General features: G+C 45.6%; 18 protein-coding genes. 12 read left to right on the top strand and 6 right to left on the bottom strand.

Annotated features, from left to right (window positions below; all coding sequences use genetic code 11):
• Window positions 1-93: 93 nt before the first annotated feature.
• Complete coding sequence (gene vrrA / locus ACH97_RS21355; RefSeq protein ID WP_048350291.1) at window positions 94-744, bottom strand: VrrA/YqfQ family protein; 651 nt, start codon at window positions 742-744, stop codon at window positions 94-96.
• Between the two features lie 255 nt (window positions 745-999).
• On the opposite strand from vrrA, the gene ACH97_RS21350 reads away from it, so the two are divergent.
• Both ACH97_RS21350 and ACH97_RS21345 read left to right on the top strand, forming a co-directional pair.
• Window positions 1,000-2,319 carry a DEAD/DEAH box helicase gene (locus ACH97_RS21350; protein ID WP_050820709.1) on the top strand — a complete coding sequence of 440 codons (1,320 nt, stop codon included), beginning with the start codon at window positions 1,000-1,002 and terminating at the stop codon, window positions 2,317-2,319.
• Window positions 2,320-2,330: 11 nt separating this feature from the next.
• Window positions 2,331-3,224, top strand: a complete 894-nt coding sequence (locus ACH97_RS21345) for a deoxyribonuclease IV (RefSeq protein WP_020452220.1) — start codon at window positions 2,331-2,333, stop codon at window positions 3,222-3,224.
• A gap of 29 nt (window positions 3,225-3,253) precedes the next feature.
• On the opposite strand, the gene ACH97_RS21340 is transcribed toward ACH97_RS21345, so the two are convergent.
• Window positions 3,254-3,508 carry a DUF2624 domain-containing protein gene (locus tag ACH97_RS21340; protein ID WP_023855226.1) on the bottom strand — a complete coding sequence of 85 codons (255 nt, stop codon included), beginning with the start codon at window positions 3,506-3,508 and terminating at the stop codon, window positions 3,254-3,256.
• A 126-nt stretch (window positions 3,509-3,634) separates the two neighbouring features.
• Between ACH97_RS21340 and ACH97_RS21335 the strand changes: the two genes are divergently transcribed.
• The 4 genes from ACH97_RS21335 (at window position 3,635) to zur (ending at window position 6,708) form a co-directional block, all read left to right on the top strand.
• Window positions 3,635-4,519 (top strand): YitT family protein, encoded by an 885-nt coding sequence (locus tag ACH97_RS21335; protein WP_026579292.1) that lies wholly within the window; start codon window positions 3,635-3,637, stop codon window positions 4,517-4,519.
• 143 nt (window positions 4,520-4,662) lie between these two features.
• Window positions 4,663-5,439, top strand: a complete 777-nt coding sequence (locus tag ACH97_RS21330) for a metal ABC transporter ATP-binding protein (RefSeq protein WP_048349955.1) — start codon at window positions 4,663-4,665, stop codon at window positions 5,437-5,439.
• Window positions 5,439-6,299 (top strand): metal ABC transporter permease, encoded by an 861-nt coding sequence (locus ACH97_RS21325; RefSeq protein ID WP_023855222.1) that lies wholly within the window; start codon window positions 5,439-5,441, stop codon window positions 6,297-6,299. The genes ACH97_RS21330 and ACH97_RS21325 overlap by 1 nt, the downstream gene beginning before the upstream one ends.
• Entirely contained in the window at window positions 6,277-6,708 is a 432-nt protein-coding gene (zur, locus tag ACH97_RS21320; RefSeq protein WP_023855221.1) for a zinc uptake transcriptional repressor Zur, read from the top strand. Before ACH97_RS21325 ends, zur begins: the two co-directional genes overlap by 23 nt.
• 70 nt (window positions 6,709-6,778) lie before the next feature.
• On the opposite strand, the gene ACH97_RS21315 is transcribed toward zur, so the two are convergent.
• Complete coding sequence (locus tag ACH97_RS21315) at window positions 6,779-7,363, bottom strand: 5' nucleotidase, NT5C type (protein ID WP_026579293.1); 585 nt, start codon at window positions 7,361-7,363, stop codon at window positions 6,779-6,781.
• A 137-nt stretch (window positions 7,364-7,500) separates the two neighbouring features.
• Here ACH97_RS21315 and ACH97_RS21310 point away from each other — a divergent pair, with 137 nt between their 5' ends.
• Window positions 7,501-7,872, top strand: a complete 372-nt coding sequence (locus ACH97_RS21310) for a hypothetical protein (RefSeq protein WP_023855219.1) — start codon at window positions 7,501-7,503, stop codon at window positions 7,870-7,872.
• A 34-nt stretch (window positions 7,873-7,906) separates the two neighbouring features.
• Here the strand turns inward: ACH97_RS21310 and ispG are convergent, their stop codons facing one another.
• The 3 genes from ispG to ACH97_RS21295 all read right to left on the bottom strand — a co-directional run bounded on the left by ispG (window position 7,907) and on the right by ACH97_RS21295 (window position 10,283).
• On the bottom strand, window positions 7,907-9,028 hold the full coding sequence (gene ispG / locus ACH97_RS21305) for a flavodoxin-dependent (E)-4-hydroxy-3-methylbut-2-enyl-diphosphate synthase (RefSeq protein WP_095323521.1): 1,122 nt from the start codon (window positions 9,026-9,028) through the stop codon (window positions 7,907-7,909).
• 106 nt (window positions 9,029-9,134) lie between these two features.
• On the bottom strand, window positions 9,135-9,440 hold the full coding sequence (locus ACH97_RS21300; protein WP_026579294.1) for a LysM peptidoglycan-binding domain-containing protein: 306 nt from the start codon (window positions 9,438-9,440) through the stop codon (window positions 9,135-9,137).
• 84 nt (window positions 9,441-9,524) lie between these two features.
• The gene (locus tag ACH97_RS21295; protein WP_048349957.1) at window positions 9,525-10,283 is read right to left on the bottom strand and encodes a DUF1189 domain-containing protein; all 759 of its coding nucleotides are present in this window, start codon (window positions 10,281-10,283) and stop codon (window positions 9,525-9,527) included.
• Between the two features lie 158 nt (window positions 10,284-10,441).
• Here ACH97_RS21295 and ACH97_RS21290 point away from each other — a divergent pair, with 158 nt between their 5' ends.
• The 5 genes from ACH97_RS21290 (at window position 10,442) to ACH97_RS21270 (ending at window position 16,719) form a co-directional block, all read left to right on the top strand.
• A complete protein-coding gene (locus tag ACH97_RS21290; protein WP_026579296.1) occupies window positions 10,442-10,924 on the top strand; it encodes a DUF456 domain-containing protein in 483 nt (160 codons plus the stop codon).
• A gap of 182 nt (window positions 10,925-11,106) precedes the next feature.
• Window positions 11,107-11,715, top strand: a complete 609-nt coding sequence (gene sodA / locus ACH97_RS21285) for a superoxide dismutase SodA (RefSeq protein ID WP_023855215.1) — start codon at window positions 11,107-11,109, stop codon at window positions 11,713-11,715.
• Window positions 11,716-12,097: 382 nt separating this feature from the next.
• A complete protein-coding gene (locus ACH97_RS21280; RefSeq protein ID WP_023855214.1) occupies window positions 12,098-13,384 on the top strand; it encodes an MFS transporter in 1,287 nt (428 codons plus the stop codon).
• 101 nt (window positions 13,385-13,485) lie between these two features.
• Window positions 13,486-15,609, top strand: a complete 2,124-nt coding sequence (locus tag ACH97_RS21275; RefSeq protein WP_050820708.1) for a peptidoglycan D,D-transpeptidase FtsI family protein — start codon at window positions 13,486-13,488, stop codon at window positions 15,607-15,609.
• Window positions 15,610-15,801: 192 nt separating this feature from the next.
• The gene (locus tag ACH97_RS21270) at window positions 15,802-16,719 is read left to right on the top strand and encodes a phosphate ABC transporter substrate-binding protein (RefSeq protein ID WP_023855212.1); all 918 of its coding nucleotides are present in this window, start codon (window positions 15,802-15,804) and stop codon (window positions 16,717-16,719) included.
• The last annotated feature ends 70 nt before the right edge of the window (window positions 16,720-16,789 follow it).

Raw genomic sequence — 16,789 nt, 5'->3', positions numbered from 1 at the left:
AGCCGGGCATGATAAAAAGCCGTAAAAAACGGCTTATTTTTGCAGTCTCTATAGACCTATTATATCTGATCCCGCAGGAGATATCAAAGAATGTTATACATACAGTTTAGGTTTTGATCCTCCGGTTTTTCTTTTTGCAGACGGAGTGGCTGAACGGCTCCGTTTTTTTCTGATTTCTTCGGCTTTGGATTTTTCGGGTGTTTTGGAAGACACTTTTATTTCTTCTTTCTTTTCGCCGCTCGTTTCGGTCTTGTTGTCCGGTTCGTCTTTTTGTTGTTCGCTGTCCTCCGCCTCAGTATCATCGGAATTCAGCTGTCTGAACATTTTCACCATGCCGGGGAGATTGCGGACGAGAGGTCCGTATTGCTGAATCATCGGCGTTACTTGCTGGGCTACACCGAGCGCTTTTTGAACATTGCCGAGCATGTTTGAAATGGTAGCCGGATTGGCAAGACCCTGAATGCCTCCAAGGCCGCTTCCGGTTCCGCCGAGGCCTGCTCCTGTTCCCCCGGACGCGGCAGATCCAGGAAGGATTTTCGAGAGCAAACCCTGAATCCCGCCGCCTCCTCGCGCCCCTGCTTGCTCCTGGGCGGCGCCCATCGGCTGAAACATTTGCTGCAGGCCGCGCTGCTGCGCTTGAGGGGGCTGTATTCTCATCCCCGGATGTCTCGGCATCAAGGCTCTGCCGGGCCTTTGCGGCATCTGCGGTCTTGGCTGATTTCTCATCGGCTGTTGCTGAAACATACTTGTACCTCCTTTCAAAATCCTTCTCTTGATAGGGTATGCACCAACGGTGGCAAAGTGCCTTTGCCGCCGGCCCGAATAGGGCGGGGGTGATGGTTTTTTTCCGCAGGATCAGTTATAATTTAATGATGGACATGATATCAGCCTTTTTTTAAGCAGTGCGGCATAAAAAAGGATACATAAGCGCACAATTCAGCCATATAGGATAAAGCTTGGAGCGCCGGAATAAAGGCTTTCCAAGAAGGAGTTGGGAAAATGAAACAAACGAAATTTGAAATGTACGATTTAAAGCCGTTTATTATAGAGGCTGTTCACGACTTGGGATTTTATGAGCCGACTGATATTCAGAAGCGGTTAATTCCTGCGGCGCTGAAAGGGGAGAGCGCGATCGGACAGTCGCAGACAGGTACGGGAAAAACGCATGCCTATCTGCTCCCGCTCTTAAGCAGGATCGATTTTGAAAAAGAGTTCGTTCAAGTCGTGATTACGGCTCCGACAAGGGAGCTCGCCAACCAGATTCATCAGGAAGTCCTGAAAATCACCAAGTTTTTAGGGCCTGATGAAGCGGTTCGTTCGAAATGTTTCATCGGCGGTACCGATAAACAAAAATCGATTGACAAATTAAGAACACAGCCCCATCTGGTGGTTGGTACGCCGGGGCGGATTGCAGATCTGATCAGGGAGCAGGCGCTCGATGTTCATAAAGCCGGTTCGCTCGTTATCGACGAGGCGGACTTAATGCTTGATATGGGATTTTTGGAAGATGTCGATTTTATCGGGTCGCATATGCCTGAAGGCTTGCAGATGCTCGTATTTTCCGCAACGATTCCAGAAAAATTAAAGCCTTTCCTGAAAAAGTATATGGCCAATCCGAGGTATGCGCATGTTGAGCCGAAGCACATCACGGCCGAAAAAATCGAACACGTGCTGATACCTTCCAGACACAGGGATAAAAATGAGCTGCTGCTCGAGGTTATGACCCATTTAAATCCGTATTTGGCGATTGTTTTTGCCAATACAAAAACAACGGCTGACGAAATCGCCGCATACCTGACGGACAAAGGGATGAAAGTCGGACTTCTTCACGGAGGGCTTACGCCGCGGGAACGAAAAAAAGTGATGAAGCAAATCGGCGATCTGGAATTCACCTATATCATAGCCACTGATTTGGCTGCAAGGGGAATCGATATTAAAGGCATCAGCCATGTCATTAACTATGAACTGCCAGACGATCTTGATTTTTACGTTCACCGCGTCGGCCGTACAGCGCGCGCCGGAACATCCGGAACAGCGATGACGTTTTATGATACCTCTGACGAAGATGCACTTGTGAAGCTTGAACAGATGGGAATCGTGTTTGAAAACATGAGGCTTGAAAAAGGCGAGTGGAAAAAGATCGATGACCGCAAGCGCCGTCAGAATCGAAAAAGAACGCCTGATGAAACGGATGAGGTCGCCAAGCGGCTTGTGAAAAAACCGAGAAAAGTCAAGCCAGGATATAAGAAGAAAATGCAGACGGAAATCAATAAAATAAAAAGACAGCAAAAAAGAAAGCAATTTAGAAAAGGAAAGTAGGGGAAACAGTTTTGTTGAAAATCGGTTCACACGTCTCAATGAGCGGAAAACATATGCTGCTTGCGGCCAGTCAGGAGGCAAGCTCCTACGGCGCCAATACATTTATGATCTATACGGGAGCGCCGCAAAACACGCGCAGGAAAAAAATCGAGGATTTAAATATTGAAGCAGGAAGAGCCCATATGGAGGAGAACGGCATCTCTGATATCGTCGTTCATGCCCCGTATATTATCAATATCGGCAATACAACAAATCCGGCCACATTTGAGCTCGGTGTCGAGTTCCTGCGTTCTGAAATTGAAAGGACGTCGGCGATCGGCGCCAGACAAATCGTTCTTCACCCGGGAGCTCATGTAGGTGCAGGCGCAGAAGCGGGCATTCAAAAAATCATCGAAGGATTGAACGAGGTCATCGACCCGAATCAGAATGTGCAGATCGCTTTGGAAACGATGGCCGGCAAAGGTTCAGAATGCGGACGGACGTTTGAGGAGTTGGCACAGATCATCGACGGCGTTACACACAATGAACATTTATCCGTCTGCTTCGATACATGCCATACCCATGACGCGGGTTACGATGTCGTATCCGACTTTGACGGTGTCTTAAACGAATTCGATAAGATCGTCGGAATCGACCGTTTAAAAGTGCTTCATATTAATGACAGCAAGAATGTCAGAGGCGCGAGAAAGGACCGGCACGAAAACATCGGATTCGGAGAAATCGGTTTTGATGCGCTTCAATACATCGTCCACCACGATCAGCTGAAAGATATTCCGAAAATCCTTGAAACGCCTTATGTAGGAGAAGATAAAAAGAACAAAAAGCCGCCATACCGGTTTGAAATTGAAATGCTTAAAAATAAACAGTTTGATGAAGGGCTGCTGGAAAAAATCAAGCAGCAATAAAAAAGGGGGGCGTATCAGCTCCCCTTTTTTTATGATACGTATTGAGAAAATAGCTGGTTCAAGAGCTGCACCGCTTCTTTTGAAGTGACCGCTTCCACCTGCTTGAGCAGTTTATTGCGTTCTTCCTCATTAAAAATATTGATGTTTTTTCCTTTCACAAGCTTTTCCACTTCAAGCGCCTGTTTTCTTGTTACATGAATTCCGTATTGTTTAGCGTACTTCAGCACCTCGTCAGCCGTGACCTGATTTAAACGCTGCAGCACGATTTTTTGAAATAAAATCACGTCCATTCCTCCCCTCTGAACTAATGTATGGCGTAAAATTAAAAATGTGTCATTTTTTTATTTCAGTCTGTTAAATGATATGATGATAAGGGACAGTTTGGCCAGTTTGGAAAAAGGAGAGACAGAATGGCAAATACCATAAAACAGCATAAAAAAGAATCAGCGGTCAAAGTGGCGTTTCGGATCGTCATGATTCTCGTCGGGGCTGCCTGTGCAGCCGCCAGCATCGAATTATTTTTAGTGCCGAACAACATCATTGACGGGGGCATTATCGGCATTTCACTAATATTGGACTACATTTTTAAAGATACTCCGTATATCAACTTCGCACTGCTCGTCGTCGTTCTTAACATTCCGTTTATGTTTTCAGGCTACAAGCACATCGGAAAAACGTTCTTAATTTCAACCCTGATCGGAATCATCAGCTTATCAATTATTGAAACCTTGTTGCATCATGTAGAAGGGGTTACGACTCAGCCCGTTCTGGCAGCCGTATTCGGCGGTCTTCTGCTCGGATTCGGCGTAGGGCTTGTTATTCGTAACGGCGGTTCTATGGATGGAACTGAGATACTCGGCATTTTGCTTACGAAAAAGCTGCCATTTTCAGTCGGCGAATTTGTCATGTTCGTCAATGTCTTTATTTTTACGTGGGCAAGCTTTGTATTCGGCCTTGAGCAGGCTATGTTTTCGGTTATGACGTACTATATTGCGATGAAGACGATCGACGCCGTTATTCAAGGGCTTGATGAGACGAAAGCGGTCATCATCGTTTCAGATCAATACGAGGAGATTTCCGATGCGCTGCTGCATCGCCTCGGCCGGGGAACGACAAAGCTCAAAGGGAAAGGCGGCTATTCCGATGAGGATACAGAGGTGATTTATGCCGTTGTGACCAGGCTTGAAGTGACAAAGCTGAAATCGATTGTTTTCAATATTGATCACAATGCTTTTATAACGATTATGGACACGCACGAAACGCGTGGAGGAAAGTTCAAAAATGCCATCCATTAGGCTTTCATTTACTTTTTTTTAGTTTATATGTATAATTTAAAGATGAACTGGTCAATCGTGAAAATGGCTTGCTGCTTTTCGGCTGCCATTTTCTTTTTGTGCGATAAATCGTAATGATTCTGGAGAAGTTGAAGGTGAACGTATTGAAACAACCTATTATTGAAATGAAGCATGTATCATATTCCTATGATCATCGAAATGTGATAGAAGATATCAATTTAAACATTGAAGAAGGGACTTTTCTCGGCTTGGTCGGTCCAAACGGATCGGGAAAGACGACATTGCTGAAATGCATTCTGGGGCTGATTAAGCCGCAGACAGGCGAACTTAATTTGTTCGGCGTCCCTCTCAGAAAATTTAAGGACTGGAGCAAAATCGGCTTTGTATCCCAAAAAGCAAACAGCTTTAACACCGGTTTTCCCGCTTCCGTATATGAAGTGGTGGCAAGCGGTTTAACAGCGAAGCTCGGCTTATTCAGACGCATGGCCAAAGCCGATAAGCAAAAGGTGGATGAAGCGATCGAAGCCGTCGGCATCACGTCCCTGAAAGACAGGAACATCGGCGAGCTTTCGGGGGGACAGCAGCAAAGAACTTTCATCGCGAGAGCGCTTGTGAGCGAACCGAAGCTGCTCATTCTTGACGAGCCGACGGTTGGAGTCGATCAAAAAACAGTTGAAGGGTTTTACAAGCTGCTGGAGAAGTTGAATCGTGAAAAAGGCATTACACTCATTCTTGTCACCCATGATGTCGGCACGGTTTCCGATAAAGTCACACACGTTGCCTGCATGAATAAACATCTTCATTTTCACGGCAATACAGAAGAGTTTGAGTCCATGACAGATCAAGACTTGTCTCAATTTTACGGGCATGATGTTCAAGCCATCAGCCACAATCACCATCATCATGGAGGACACGAATAATGCTGACACCTTTTTTTCATTATGAGTTTTTGCAAAACGCTTTTATTTCAGGAATATTAATCGGCCTCATCGCGCCCTTGCTCGGTGTATTCATCGTTGTCAGGCGCCTGTCGCTGATCGCAGATGCGCTCAGCCACGTCTCTTTAGCCGGCATAGCAGCGAGCCTGTATGCAGGCAAACAGTTTGCAGTGCTCGCCGGCGTCAGCCCGATCTATTTCGGAATGGCGTTTTCCGTTGCCGGATCTTTGATTATCGAGAGGCTGAGAACGGTTTATAAACATTATCAGGAGCTGGCGATCCCGATTATCATGTCGGGGGGAATCGGGATTTCCGTTATTTTTATTTCGCTTGCGGACGGATTTAATACGGATCTGTTCAGCTATCTATTCGGCAGCGTCAGCGCTGTTTCGCGGGAAGACATGCTGGTGATCGTCGGAATTTCCGCGGCCGTTTTGATTGTGGTGTTTTCCCTTTTTAAAGAGCTGTTTCTTCTGTCGTTTGATGAAGAGCATGCTAAAGCTTCGGGGATTTCCGCAAAGTGGATTCATTTTATATTTATTTTGATCGTTGCGCTTGTTATTGCCGCCTCAATGAGAATCGTCGGTACGCTTCTCGTTTCAGCGCTGATGACGCTCCCTGTCGCTGCGAGCATGCGCATTGCCAAGGGGTTTAAGCAGGCGATCTTCTTATCGATTCTATTCGGTGAACTTTCCGTCATCGTCGGCCTGGTGCTTGCTTATCATCTGGATCTTGCGCCGGGGGGAACGATCGTGATGCTGTCGATCTTTATCCTGATACTGTGCATCAGTTATAATAAAATCAAAAGGAGGATTCGCCGTGAACGTACAGGAAGCGCTTGATTTACTGAAGGAAAAAGGATATAAATATACAAGCAAACGGGAGGATATGCTTCAGCTGTTTAGTGATTCTGATAAATATTTAACGGCGAAAAACGTCCTTTCCGCTTTAAACGATGATTATCCGGGGTTAAGCTTTGATACGATCTACAGGAATTTGTCGCTGTTTGAAGAACTCGGCATTTTGGAAACGACTGAGCTTTCCGGTGAAAAGCTGTTTCGCTTTAAATGTTCTTCTGCTCATCACCACCATCATTTTATTTGCATGATGTGCGGCAAAACGAAGGAAATCGAGCTATGCCCGATGGAAAAGCTGACAGACGATCTTGACGGCTACCAGATCAGCGGCCACAAGTTTGAAATTTACGGAACGTGCCCGCGATGCGAAGAAAAAAGCGCAGAAGCGCAGTAAAGAAAAGCGGCATATGGCGTTAAAAAGCCATATGCCTTTTTAACGCAAAAAGCATGTAAGAGACTTTATCTTACATGCTTTTTGCGCCTTTAATCGTTTTCTCGTTCTTTTTCAGCCATTGGGCGGCTTCAAGCCAGCTGTCGACTCTGACGATGTTTGAATCGATCGGAAGCTGATTATACGGCGTATTAAACAACAGAACCGGAATGCCTGCTTCTTTTGCAATCATGGTTGCATTTCCGTGGTGGTCCTCAAAGAAAACATCGATCTTATGCCTGAAGACGGCTTCCAGTTTATCGTGACCGCCGACAAGTTCTATATGGTCATAATGAATGTCGCGTTTCTCGAACCAATCAAAGGTGATATCCTCCAGATGGTGTCTTCTTGCCGTAATGTATATCAGCTTATGCTGCTTTTTCAGCTCATCCAGCGTCTGTTTGGCATATTGAGCCAGCAATGCTTCCTGATAGATGCGGGGCTCGTTTTCGTTCATCCATTTCCAAAAATCTTCCTGGGATATATTCAGCAGCTTTGTTAAGTCATATTCCTTAATATCTTCCAATGTAATGGAGAGGCTGAACGACTCGTTCAAATAGGGAACAAAAGTATCCTGGGCAGTGATCGTTCCATCAATATCGATTCCTAAATGTAACATGTCCACACTCCTTATCATCCATTCCTCCAGTGTATCATAATCTTTTAACATTTACAGTAAAGTTTAGCAAACATGAATCGGGCTAAAATGCTTAAACTATAAATGCTCCTTTATGGATTAAAGAGGGGGGATATCGAATGGAAAGAGATCAAAATGTTCGCGGTCGTAACCGGGCCGGTTATGATGCTGACCTAGTCGATGCGACTTTAGATAATGATGACTTTTTAGAAGAAACAGCAGCAGAAGTTGCCCCGACTTATCGTACGGATAACAGGGACAACGGTGACGCGCGTAACGATGCCGATGCTGCCGGCGGACGCGTAACCGGGTATATCGCGCTTGCGCTTTCGATTATTTCCTTGTTTATGCTTCCAGTGCTGTTAGGAATTGCAGGGATCATTGTCGGTTATATAGCCAGAAGACAAGGAGCAGCTGGCTTAGGAGCATGGGCAATGGGTATCGGTGCAGTTTCCTTGGTGCTTGGCATATTCATCACCCCGTTTTTCTAACGGAAAAAGCTTGACGGATATCCGTCAAGCTTTTTTATTTTGTGTTTAATTTTTCTTTTTCGGCCGCTTGTTTGGCATAATGCTCTTCGGCGAGCTTGTCGATTTCTTTTTTCAATTCCTCGACCATCGTTTCCTCAGGCACTTTCCGGACGATTTCGCCTTTGCGGAACAGGAGGCCTTCGCCGCGTGCGCCGGCAATCCCGATATCGGCTTCACGCGCTTCTCCGGGACCGTTGACGGCACAGCCGAGAACGGCAACTTTAATCGGCGCCTTGATTTTAGCGATGTAATCTTCGACTTCATTGGCGATGCTGATCAAATCGATTTCGATCCGGCCGCAAGTCGGACAGGAAATCAATGTCGCTGCATTGGAAGCGAGCCCGAAAGATTTCAGGAGCTCCCTGGCGACTTTTACTTCTTCGACCGGGTCCGCGCTTAAAGAAATCCGCAATGTATTGCCGATTCCTTTTGAAAGGATCGCGCCGAGACCGGCGGCGCTTTTCACCGTACCGGCAAACAGCGTACCCGATTCGGTGATGCCTAAATGAAGCGGATAATCGAATGCTTTTGCCGCTTTTTCGTACGCTTCAATCGCCAGATTGACATCAGACGCCTTCATGCTGACGATGATATCGTGGAAATCGAGATCTTCAAGAATTTTAATGTGGTGCAGTGCACTTTCGACCATGCCGTCTGCTGTCGGATAGCCGTATTTCTCAAGGATTCGTTTTTCCAGAGAGCCTGCATTGACGCCGATCCGGATCGGAATGCCCTTTTCCTTCGCTGCATTGACAACCGCTTCAACCTTTTCGCGGCGGCCGATGTTTCCCGGATTGATGCGGATTTTATCGGCTCCGCCTTCGATCGCTTTTAAAGCCAATTTATAGTTGAAATGAATATCCACGACAAGAGGAATGGATATCCGCTTTTTGATCTCAGGAATCGCGTCTGCAGCCCGTTCATCAGGACAGGCGACGCGGACGATTTGACATCCCGCTTCCGCGAGTCTGTTGATTTCGGCGACGGTTGCTTCAACGTCATGTGTTTTCGTTGTTGTCATGCTTTGAATGACGACTTCGTTATTGCCGCCTATTGTTAAAGGTCCCACTTTAACGGGACGCGTTTTTGTACGATGTGTGATTTCACTCACTTGAATTCGCTCCTTAAGTATAATTCGGAGGCGGTTGCTCCTTTTCTTATACCAAATCGTTTACAAGTATTATTGTAACAGCCCGTTCATGAAACTGACAAGAAATTAACGCTTATTCAGGATAAACGGGAAACTTGTAGGTGATGCCTGCTTGAATGCGGCTCGCCTTCACATTCGGATTCAGCGCTTCAAAATCTTCGGCTATTTTGTCGGCCGGAACGGCGCTGTTCCCGATAATTGAAAATACGGTCTGTCCGGGTTTGACGGTAACGGTCTTATATTGCAGGCTTGCAGCCGGAGCTTCTGCTGCCATGGTTGAAGCCGGCAAGGCGTTTTGAGGGATGGTGCCTGATTTCAAGTCATAATAAACAATGAACAGGGCGAGCAAAATCGAAAACAGCACAATCACACGTTTCATCTGATTTGTCCCCATTTCGTGCATTTTTTATTATGTTACGCTTGTCCCTCTTTCAACATGACAATAAATTTGCTCCTGCCCGTTTTACCTTGCTGCTTTAGAAGACGGCGTCTCTTTAATGGCGAGAAACAGGATGATAAAGTTCACAAACCAGTTCAGGAGGAACTGACTTGGAACCACCGCCTCCAGCGCGTCCATAATTGCAAAAAACACGGTCGCGAGCGTGATCGAATAAGCAGACATCACCCAAAGGTGCTTATAGGAGAGCATTTTCTTCTGTCCATTGCGAATGACCAGCCCGATGACGGCAAGAACCGAGACATCAATGAATTTTCCGGCTGCCGTCGCCAAAAACAGCAGAACGCATAAGACGGGAACAATCACCGATTTATTTTGATCAACTAAAGAAAGGATATCGTCCTTGGACATGTCTTCGGGAAGCATGGTGTACGGCATTTCCTGAACTTGGCCGTCAATGGCGATGACGAACTTATCTTTCAGAATGCCGACGGAATTCCGTTTGTCTTCGATCTGTTTTGTTTTATAAGAGCCGCTCGGATCAAAAACGATGACAAATCCGAATGACTGTGATTCAATCGCTTTCTTTGCATCTGTTTGCAGTGAGCCGTCTTTTATGGAGAAAGCGGGGAATTCTTTTACAGCTGACTGAAAGCTGTTCATTGTATTCACCACTCCGCTGCTGATATGGTAAAGGTTCGGGAGAGCGGCAATGATGCTGAGCAAAAATACGTATAAAATCGTTTTCCCTATGCCTTGGAAACGCATTTTGCCAATCGCGTGAGGGGAATATGTACTTTTAAAAAATCGCTGAAATAAATTCATTCGTTTTTCACTTCCTATTTCTATAATGTATCTGCATTATTGTATCGTCACAAAAGGACGAATACAAGAAAACTTATCGATCAACAGGGACTCTGGAAGTTTCCTTTTGGAAAAATGGGTATAATATGAAGCATCACAATCGATTGGAGGAGATTCGGATGGATGTTTTATATTGGATCATCATTGCGGCGATGTTCGTCATTGCGTTCATCGGCCTTGTTTATCCCATCATTCCGAGCGTCGTTTTCATCGTAGCCGGCTTTGTGCTATACGGTTTTTTATTTACATTCGGGCATTACTCCTACCTGTTTTGGATCATTGAAGGCATTTTTACAGCCGTATTGTTTGCTGCTGACTATATTGCAAATCTCCTCGGTATTAAGCGCTTCGGCGGCAGCAGGGCGGCGATATGGGGCAGCACAATCGGCCTTTTGATCGGACCTTTTGTGATACCTGTGGCGGGCATTATTTTGGGGCCGTTTGTCGGGGCCTTGGCGGGTGAGATGATTGTCCATCAGAAGGATTTGAAAACAGCGGCCAGAATCGGGATCGGTTCATTGATCGGATTTATTTCAGGCGTTTTTGCGAAAAGTGTGATTCAGCTGATAATGATCGGCTACTTTTTATATACTGTGCTCTAAAATTTTCCCGTCCATGTTTAAAAAGAAGGGGAAAAGGAAAAAGTTTAGTGAGCGCTTGAAATGCAACTGTGATCATTTTGTGAGCATTTCCATTGAAACAAGCCTTTTCTTTTGATACATTGAAAGAGGAAAGGCTTGCTAAAGGCGGCATTTCAATACATACAAATTAAGGAGGAATTGATATGGCTTACAAACTTCCAGAATTACCTTATGCTTACGATGCGTTAGAACCTCACATCGACAAAGAGACGATGAATATTCACCATACGAAGCACCATAACACATATGTTACAAAATTGAACGAAGCGGTGGCAGGCAAACAGGATCTTGAAAGCAAATCTGTTGAAGAGCTTGTTGCAAACCTTGATGCTGTACCGGAAAACATCCGCACAGCTGTCCGCAACAATGGCGGTGGACATGCCAACCACTCATTGTTCTGGAAACTTCTTTCTCCAAACGGAGGAGGCGCTCCGACTGGTGAATTGGCAGAAGCGATCAACAGCAAATTCGGCAGCTTCGATCAATTCAAAGAAGACTTTGCCGCTGCAGCAGCTGGCCGTTTCGGCTCCGGCTGGGCATGGCTTGTTGTCAATAACGGAGAGCTTGAAATCACAAGCACGCCAAACCAAGATTCTCCTCTTTCAGAAGGCAAGACCCCTGTCTTAGGTCTTGACGTATGGGAGCACGCATACTACCTGAATTACCAAAACCGCCGTCCAGATTACATTAAAGCATTCTGGAACGTCGTGAACTGGGATGAAGTTGCCCGCCTTTATAGCGAAGCAAAATAATCCAGTTTGAGAAAAGAGGCCCGCGAAAAGCGGGCCTTTCAGATTGTTGATAAAATCCCAGAACGACTTTTTGTTTTGGGATTTTATCATCCCTTTTCAGCGTGATTGAAAACCCTTGCAGTCTAGGAAGGCCGAGCATCGGAGCGGAGCGAATGTTGGATTCGTGAGTACCGACGCGCAGGCCTGACAACGAATGCGAGGGTTTGTCGACACGCTGAGAGGCCCGCGGAAAGCGGGCCTTTTTATGTTGTTCGCGAAGCGGAGCGGCTGTTGAAGGACCGGCAAAAAGCCGGTCTGTTTGTTTTTCGTTTCTTTTGCTCTGAAGTACATAACTGACTTTTGATGAGACAGACTAATGATGATCAGTAAAGGGGAGTCAGTTATGAGCAGAATCAAAAACATAATAGGCGATGTTGAAGTAAACAGGGACCTCCTGCTGCTGCTTGCAGTCGGCGGCCTTTATTCTCTTAGCATTGCCCTTTCCAATACGTTTGTGAATGTATATCTGTGGAAGCAGTCCGGACAGTTTGTCGATTTGGCCATTTACAATTTGTCGATCGTCGTGATGCAGCCTATCATCTTTATGTTTGCAGGCCGCCTTGCTAAAAAAATCGACAGGGTGTTTATACTCAGGTTTGGCGTTTCGTTTTTGGCTGTATTTTATTTAACTGTGCTGTTGGCGGGGGAGAATGCGGGATCACGGCTTGTGCTGCTCGGCAGTGTGCTCGGAATTGGCTACGGATTTTATTGGCTTGCGTTTAATGTCCTGACATTTGAAATCACTGAGCCAGACACGAGAGATTTTTTTAACGGGTTTCTCGGCATTTTAAATTCCGGCGCGGGAATGATCGGTCCGATTGTCGCCGGCTATGTTATTTCACGGCTTGCTGACAACACGGGGTACACGGTGATTTTCAGCCTGTCTTTGGCTTTATTTTCAGTGGCTGTCATCACGAGCTTTTTTTTAAAGAGGCGTGAATCGCGCGGCCGCTACATTTTGAAGAAAATCTGGGCGGAACGAAATTCAGACCCGAATTGGCGCAGCATTACAAATGCTCATTTTTTTCAGGGGCTGAGAGAAGGGATTTTCGTTTTTTTAATCAATGTCTTTGTCTTTATTACGACAAAGAGCGAGTTGGCATTGGGGAAGTTCGGCTTGATTAATTCAGCTGTTTCTTTTTTTGCATACTATTTCGCAACGCGGCTTATTAAAAAAGGAGCGCGCAAAAAGGCGATTTTAATGGGCGGTCTCATCCTGTTCGGCGCTCTATTTCTGATTTTGTTTCATATGACGTATGTGACGCTGCTGCTGTATGCTGTAGCGATTGCGATCGGCTATCCGATTTTGCTCGTACCGTATTCATCGCTCACATATGATGTGATCGGTAAAGCAAGGTATGCCCGGAAAGCGCGGATCGAATATATTGTCGTCAGAGAGGTTTTTTTAAACATCGGACGGATTGTCTCGATCTTGGTCTTTTTGCTGCTCGTGTCGCTGCTGAAAGAAGACCTGGGCATTCCGGTTTCCCTCGTTTTGCTGGGGGCAGGCCACACGCTGATCTACTATTTCGTCAAAGATATCCGTCTGACAGAGCCCGCCCGCGAAACGGTCGGAAAAGATGCGCATAAACAAACAGCTGAACCCAATTATTTAGAAGGAAAAAGGTAAGCCGCAAGGGAAAATAGTAGAAAAATGCCGAAAAAAACTTTACAATAGATTTGGCACCTTTTCATAAGGTGTCTTTTCTTTATTTCAAAAAGGTGATGCTAATGATGAACAAAAAAATGAAAACTGAAAAACGCAAATCGCTCCCCATTAGATTGAACATATTGTTCCTGCTCGCTTTTATTATTTTCACCATCGTCGTCGTGCGCCTCGGCATGGTGCAGATCGTCTTTGGCGAAGACTATACGAACGAAGTGCAGAAGCAGGAAGAAGTCGATGTCTCGACAAGCGTTCCGCGGGGGAAAATATATGATCGGAACTTAAACACGATCGTGAAAAATAAACCGATGAATGCCATTACATACACAAGGACATCATCGACCTCTCAAAAGGACAGGCTTAAAATAGCAAAAAAACTTGCAGAAATGATCAAAATCGATACAGATAAAATAACGGAGCGCGATAAAAAGGACTACTGGATTTTAACGAGGCCGAAAAAAGCCGAGAAGCTCATCACCGATCAGGATCGGAAAAAAGTTAAGGACGGCAAGCTGAAAGAAGACGATTTATACCAGCTGCAGCTTGACAGGATCACGGAAGATAAACTGAAAGAACTGACAGATCAAGATTTGAAAGTCTTGGCAATCAAGCGTCAGATGGATTCTGGATACGCGTTGACTCCGCAGTATATTAAAAACAAGGACGTAACCGCAAAAGAAATGGCGGTTGTCAGCGAACACCTGGACGAGCTCCCTGGAGTCGATGTGACGTCAGATTGGAAGCGGGATTATCCTTATAACGGTCTGCTCAGAACGATGATCGGCAGCATATCTGATTCAAATGAAGGGCTTCCGAAAAGTCTGCTTGATCATTATTTGTCGCTCGGCTACAACCGGAATGACCGGGTTGGAAAAAGCTACCTTGAAGCCGAATATGAAAATGTGCTTCAGGGACAGAAAGAGAAAGTGAAAAATATTACCGACAAATCAGGGGATATCGTCGATACGGAAGTCATTTCAGAGGGGAAAAGCGGAAAAGATTTAGTCTTGACGATCGATGTTGATATGCAAAAAGAGATTGAAAAAATTATCGAGGATGAACTGAAGTCCGCCAAAGCCCAGCATAGCGCTCCGCTTCTCGACCGCGCATTCGTCGTCATGATGGACCCGCGAAACGGGGAAGTGTTATCGATTGCCGGCAAGCAGCTTAAAAACGAAAGCGGCAAATTAAAGGTTGACGACTATGCCCTCGGCGCGATGACGTCTTCTTACGCGATGGGCTCGGCTGTCAAAGGGGCCACTGTTTTAACAGGTTTGCAGACGGGAGCCATTAATTTAAATACGACTTTTCTTGATGAACCGCTTTGGATCGGTGACTCGCCGAATCCGAAAAAGTCATGGAGAGTGGGCTTGGGAACACTGGGTATCCAGGGAGCGCTTGAACAATCTTCAAACGTGTTCATGTTTAAAACAGCGATCGCCCTTGGTAAAGGTCAATATAAGGCGCACCAGCCTCTCGATCTTCAAACAAAAGCATTTGATACATTCAGGTATTATTTCAGCCAGTTCGGCCTCGGCGTCAAAACCGGAATCGATCTGCCAAATGAAGCAACAGGCTACAAAGGATCTCAAAGACTGCCTGGTTTCTTGCTTGACTATTCCATCGGACAGTATGACACATACACACCGCTGCAGCTGGCTCAGTATGTATCAACGATTGCCAATGGCGGGTACCGCATGAAGCCGCAGCTCGTGAAAGAGATCAGGGAGCCTGATTCGAAAAAAGGAATCGGGGCCGTTACACAGTCCGTGCAGCCTGAAGTATTGAACAAATTAGACATGAGCGATCAATATATTAAAGAAGTCCAAAACGGATTCAGGCGCGTAATGACAAAAGGTACGGCAGCGGGTCAGTTTGCTTCTGCTTCATATAAACCAGCAGGAAAAACAGGAACGGCCCAGTCTTTCTATGACGGACCGGACAAATCGAAAACGGGAACACCGACATACAATACAACGCTTGTTGCCTACGCTCCTTACGATAATCCTGAAGTCGCAATTTCCGTCGTCGTTCCTTGGGTTTATAATGACTATGGCCAAAGATATTCAATTACAAACGAACTCGGCCGGAAAGTGCTTGATAAGTATTTTGAACTGAAATCAAAACAATCGAAAGAAAATACCGCCGAAAAAAATAAAGACAAAATCGAAAAAGAAGCTACAGAATAGGACTTTTTCATTAAAACACCTGCATTGAACCATGCAGGTGTTTTTTTGTGCGCCCGTTCCTTTCACCCGCATTCTATACAAAGTTCAAGCTTATTTTACAAAACCTTAATAATTCATTTAAACAAGATTAACACTGAAAAGTTACGCTATACCCGTAGGACAAATTACACATTTACGCGGGAGGATTAAGAAGTGAAACCATTTAAAAAAATCACACTGATGTTCATCATGTCCGTTTTAGTTGTCTTCGCAGCAGCTTGCGGAAGCAGCAGTACAAACAACAATGCAGACGAAGGCAAACAAAGCGATAAAGCAGAGAATAAGGCTTCAGGTTCTTTGACGATTTCGGGTTCTTCGGCGATGCAGCCTCTTGTTTTAGCAGCGGCTGAAAAATTCATGGATGAAAATCCTGATGCCGATATTCAAGTTCAGGCTGGAGGTTCTGGCACAGGTCTTTCCCAGGTGGCTGAAGGCACAGTCCAAATCGGCAACTCCGATGTCTTTGCCGAAGAAAAAGAAGGCATTCCTGCCAAAGAACTTACCGATCATCAAGTTGCGGTTGTCGGAATGGCAGCTGCGGTCAATCCTGAAGTAGGCATCGATGACATTTCGTTAGAGGATCTCAAAAAGGTATTCACAGGTAAAATCAAGAACTGGAAGGAACTAGGCGGGAAAGATCAAAAGATTACGCTTGTCAACCGTCCTGATTCTTCAGGAACCCGCGCGACTTTTGTTAAATATGCACTTGACGGAGAAACTCCGGCTGAAGGAATCACGGAAGATTCTTCAAACACAGTGAAAAAGTTAATCGCTGAAACGCCTGGAGCAATCGGATATCTTGCGTTTTCTTATATCAAGGATGACACTGTCACTCCGCTTTCAATCGACGGCGTTAAGCCGACAGCCGAAAATGTACAAAAAGGCAAATTCCCGATCTGGGCATACCAGCATTCTTATACGAAAGGCGAGCCTGAAGGCTTGGCGAAAGAATTCCTCGACTATTTGATGAACGATGACATTCAAAAATCCATCGTGACGGAGCAGGGCTACATTCCAGTAACAGACATGGAAGTCAAGCGCGATGCGAATGGAAAGCAAACTGATAAATAATTGACAATAGAAGGCGGGAAAGTGTGCTCCTGACACTTTCCCTCTTATGACTTGTTCTTATAGGAGTGTA

It is taken from the genome of Bacillus paralicheniformis (assembly GCF_001042485.2).
GTDB lineage: Bacteria > Bacillota > Bacilli > Bacillales > Bacillaceae > Bacillus > Bacillus paralicheniformis.
Note: the sequence above shows the minus strand (reverse complement) of the source record. Positions and strands in the feature narration are given on the sequence as shown.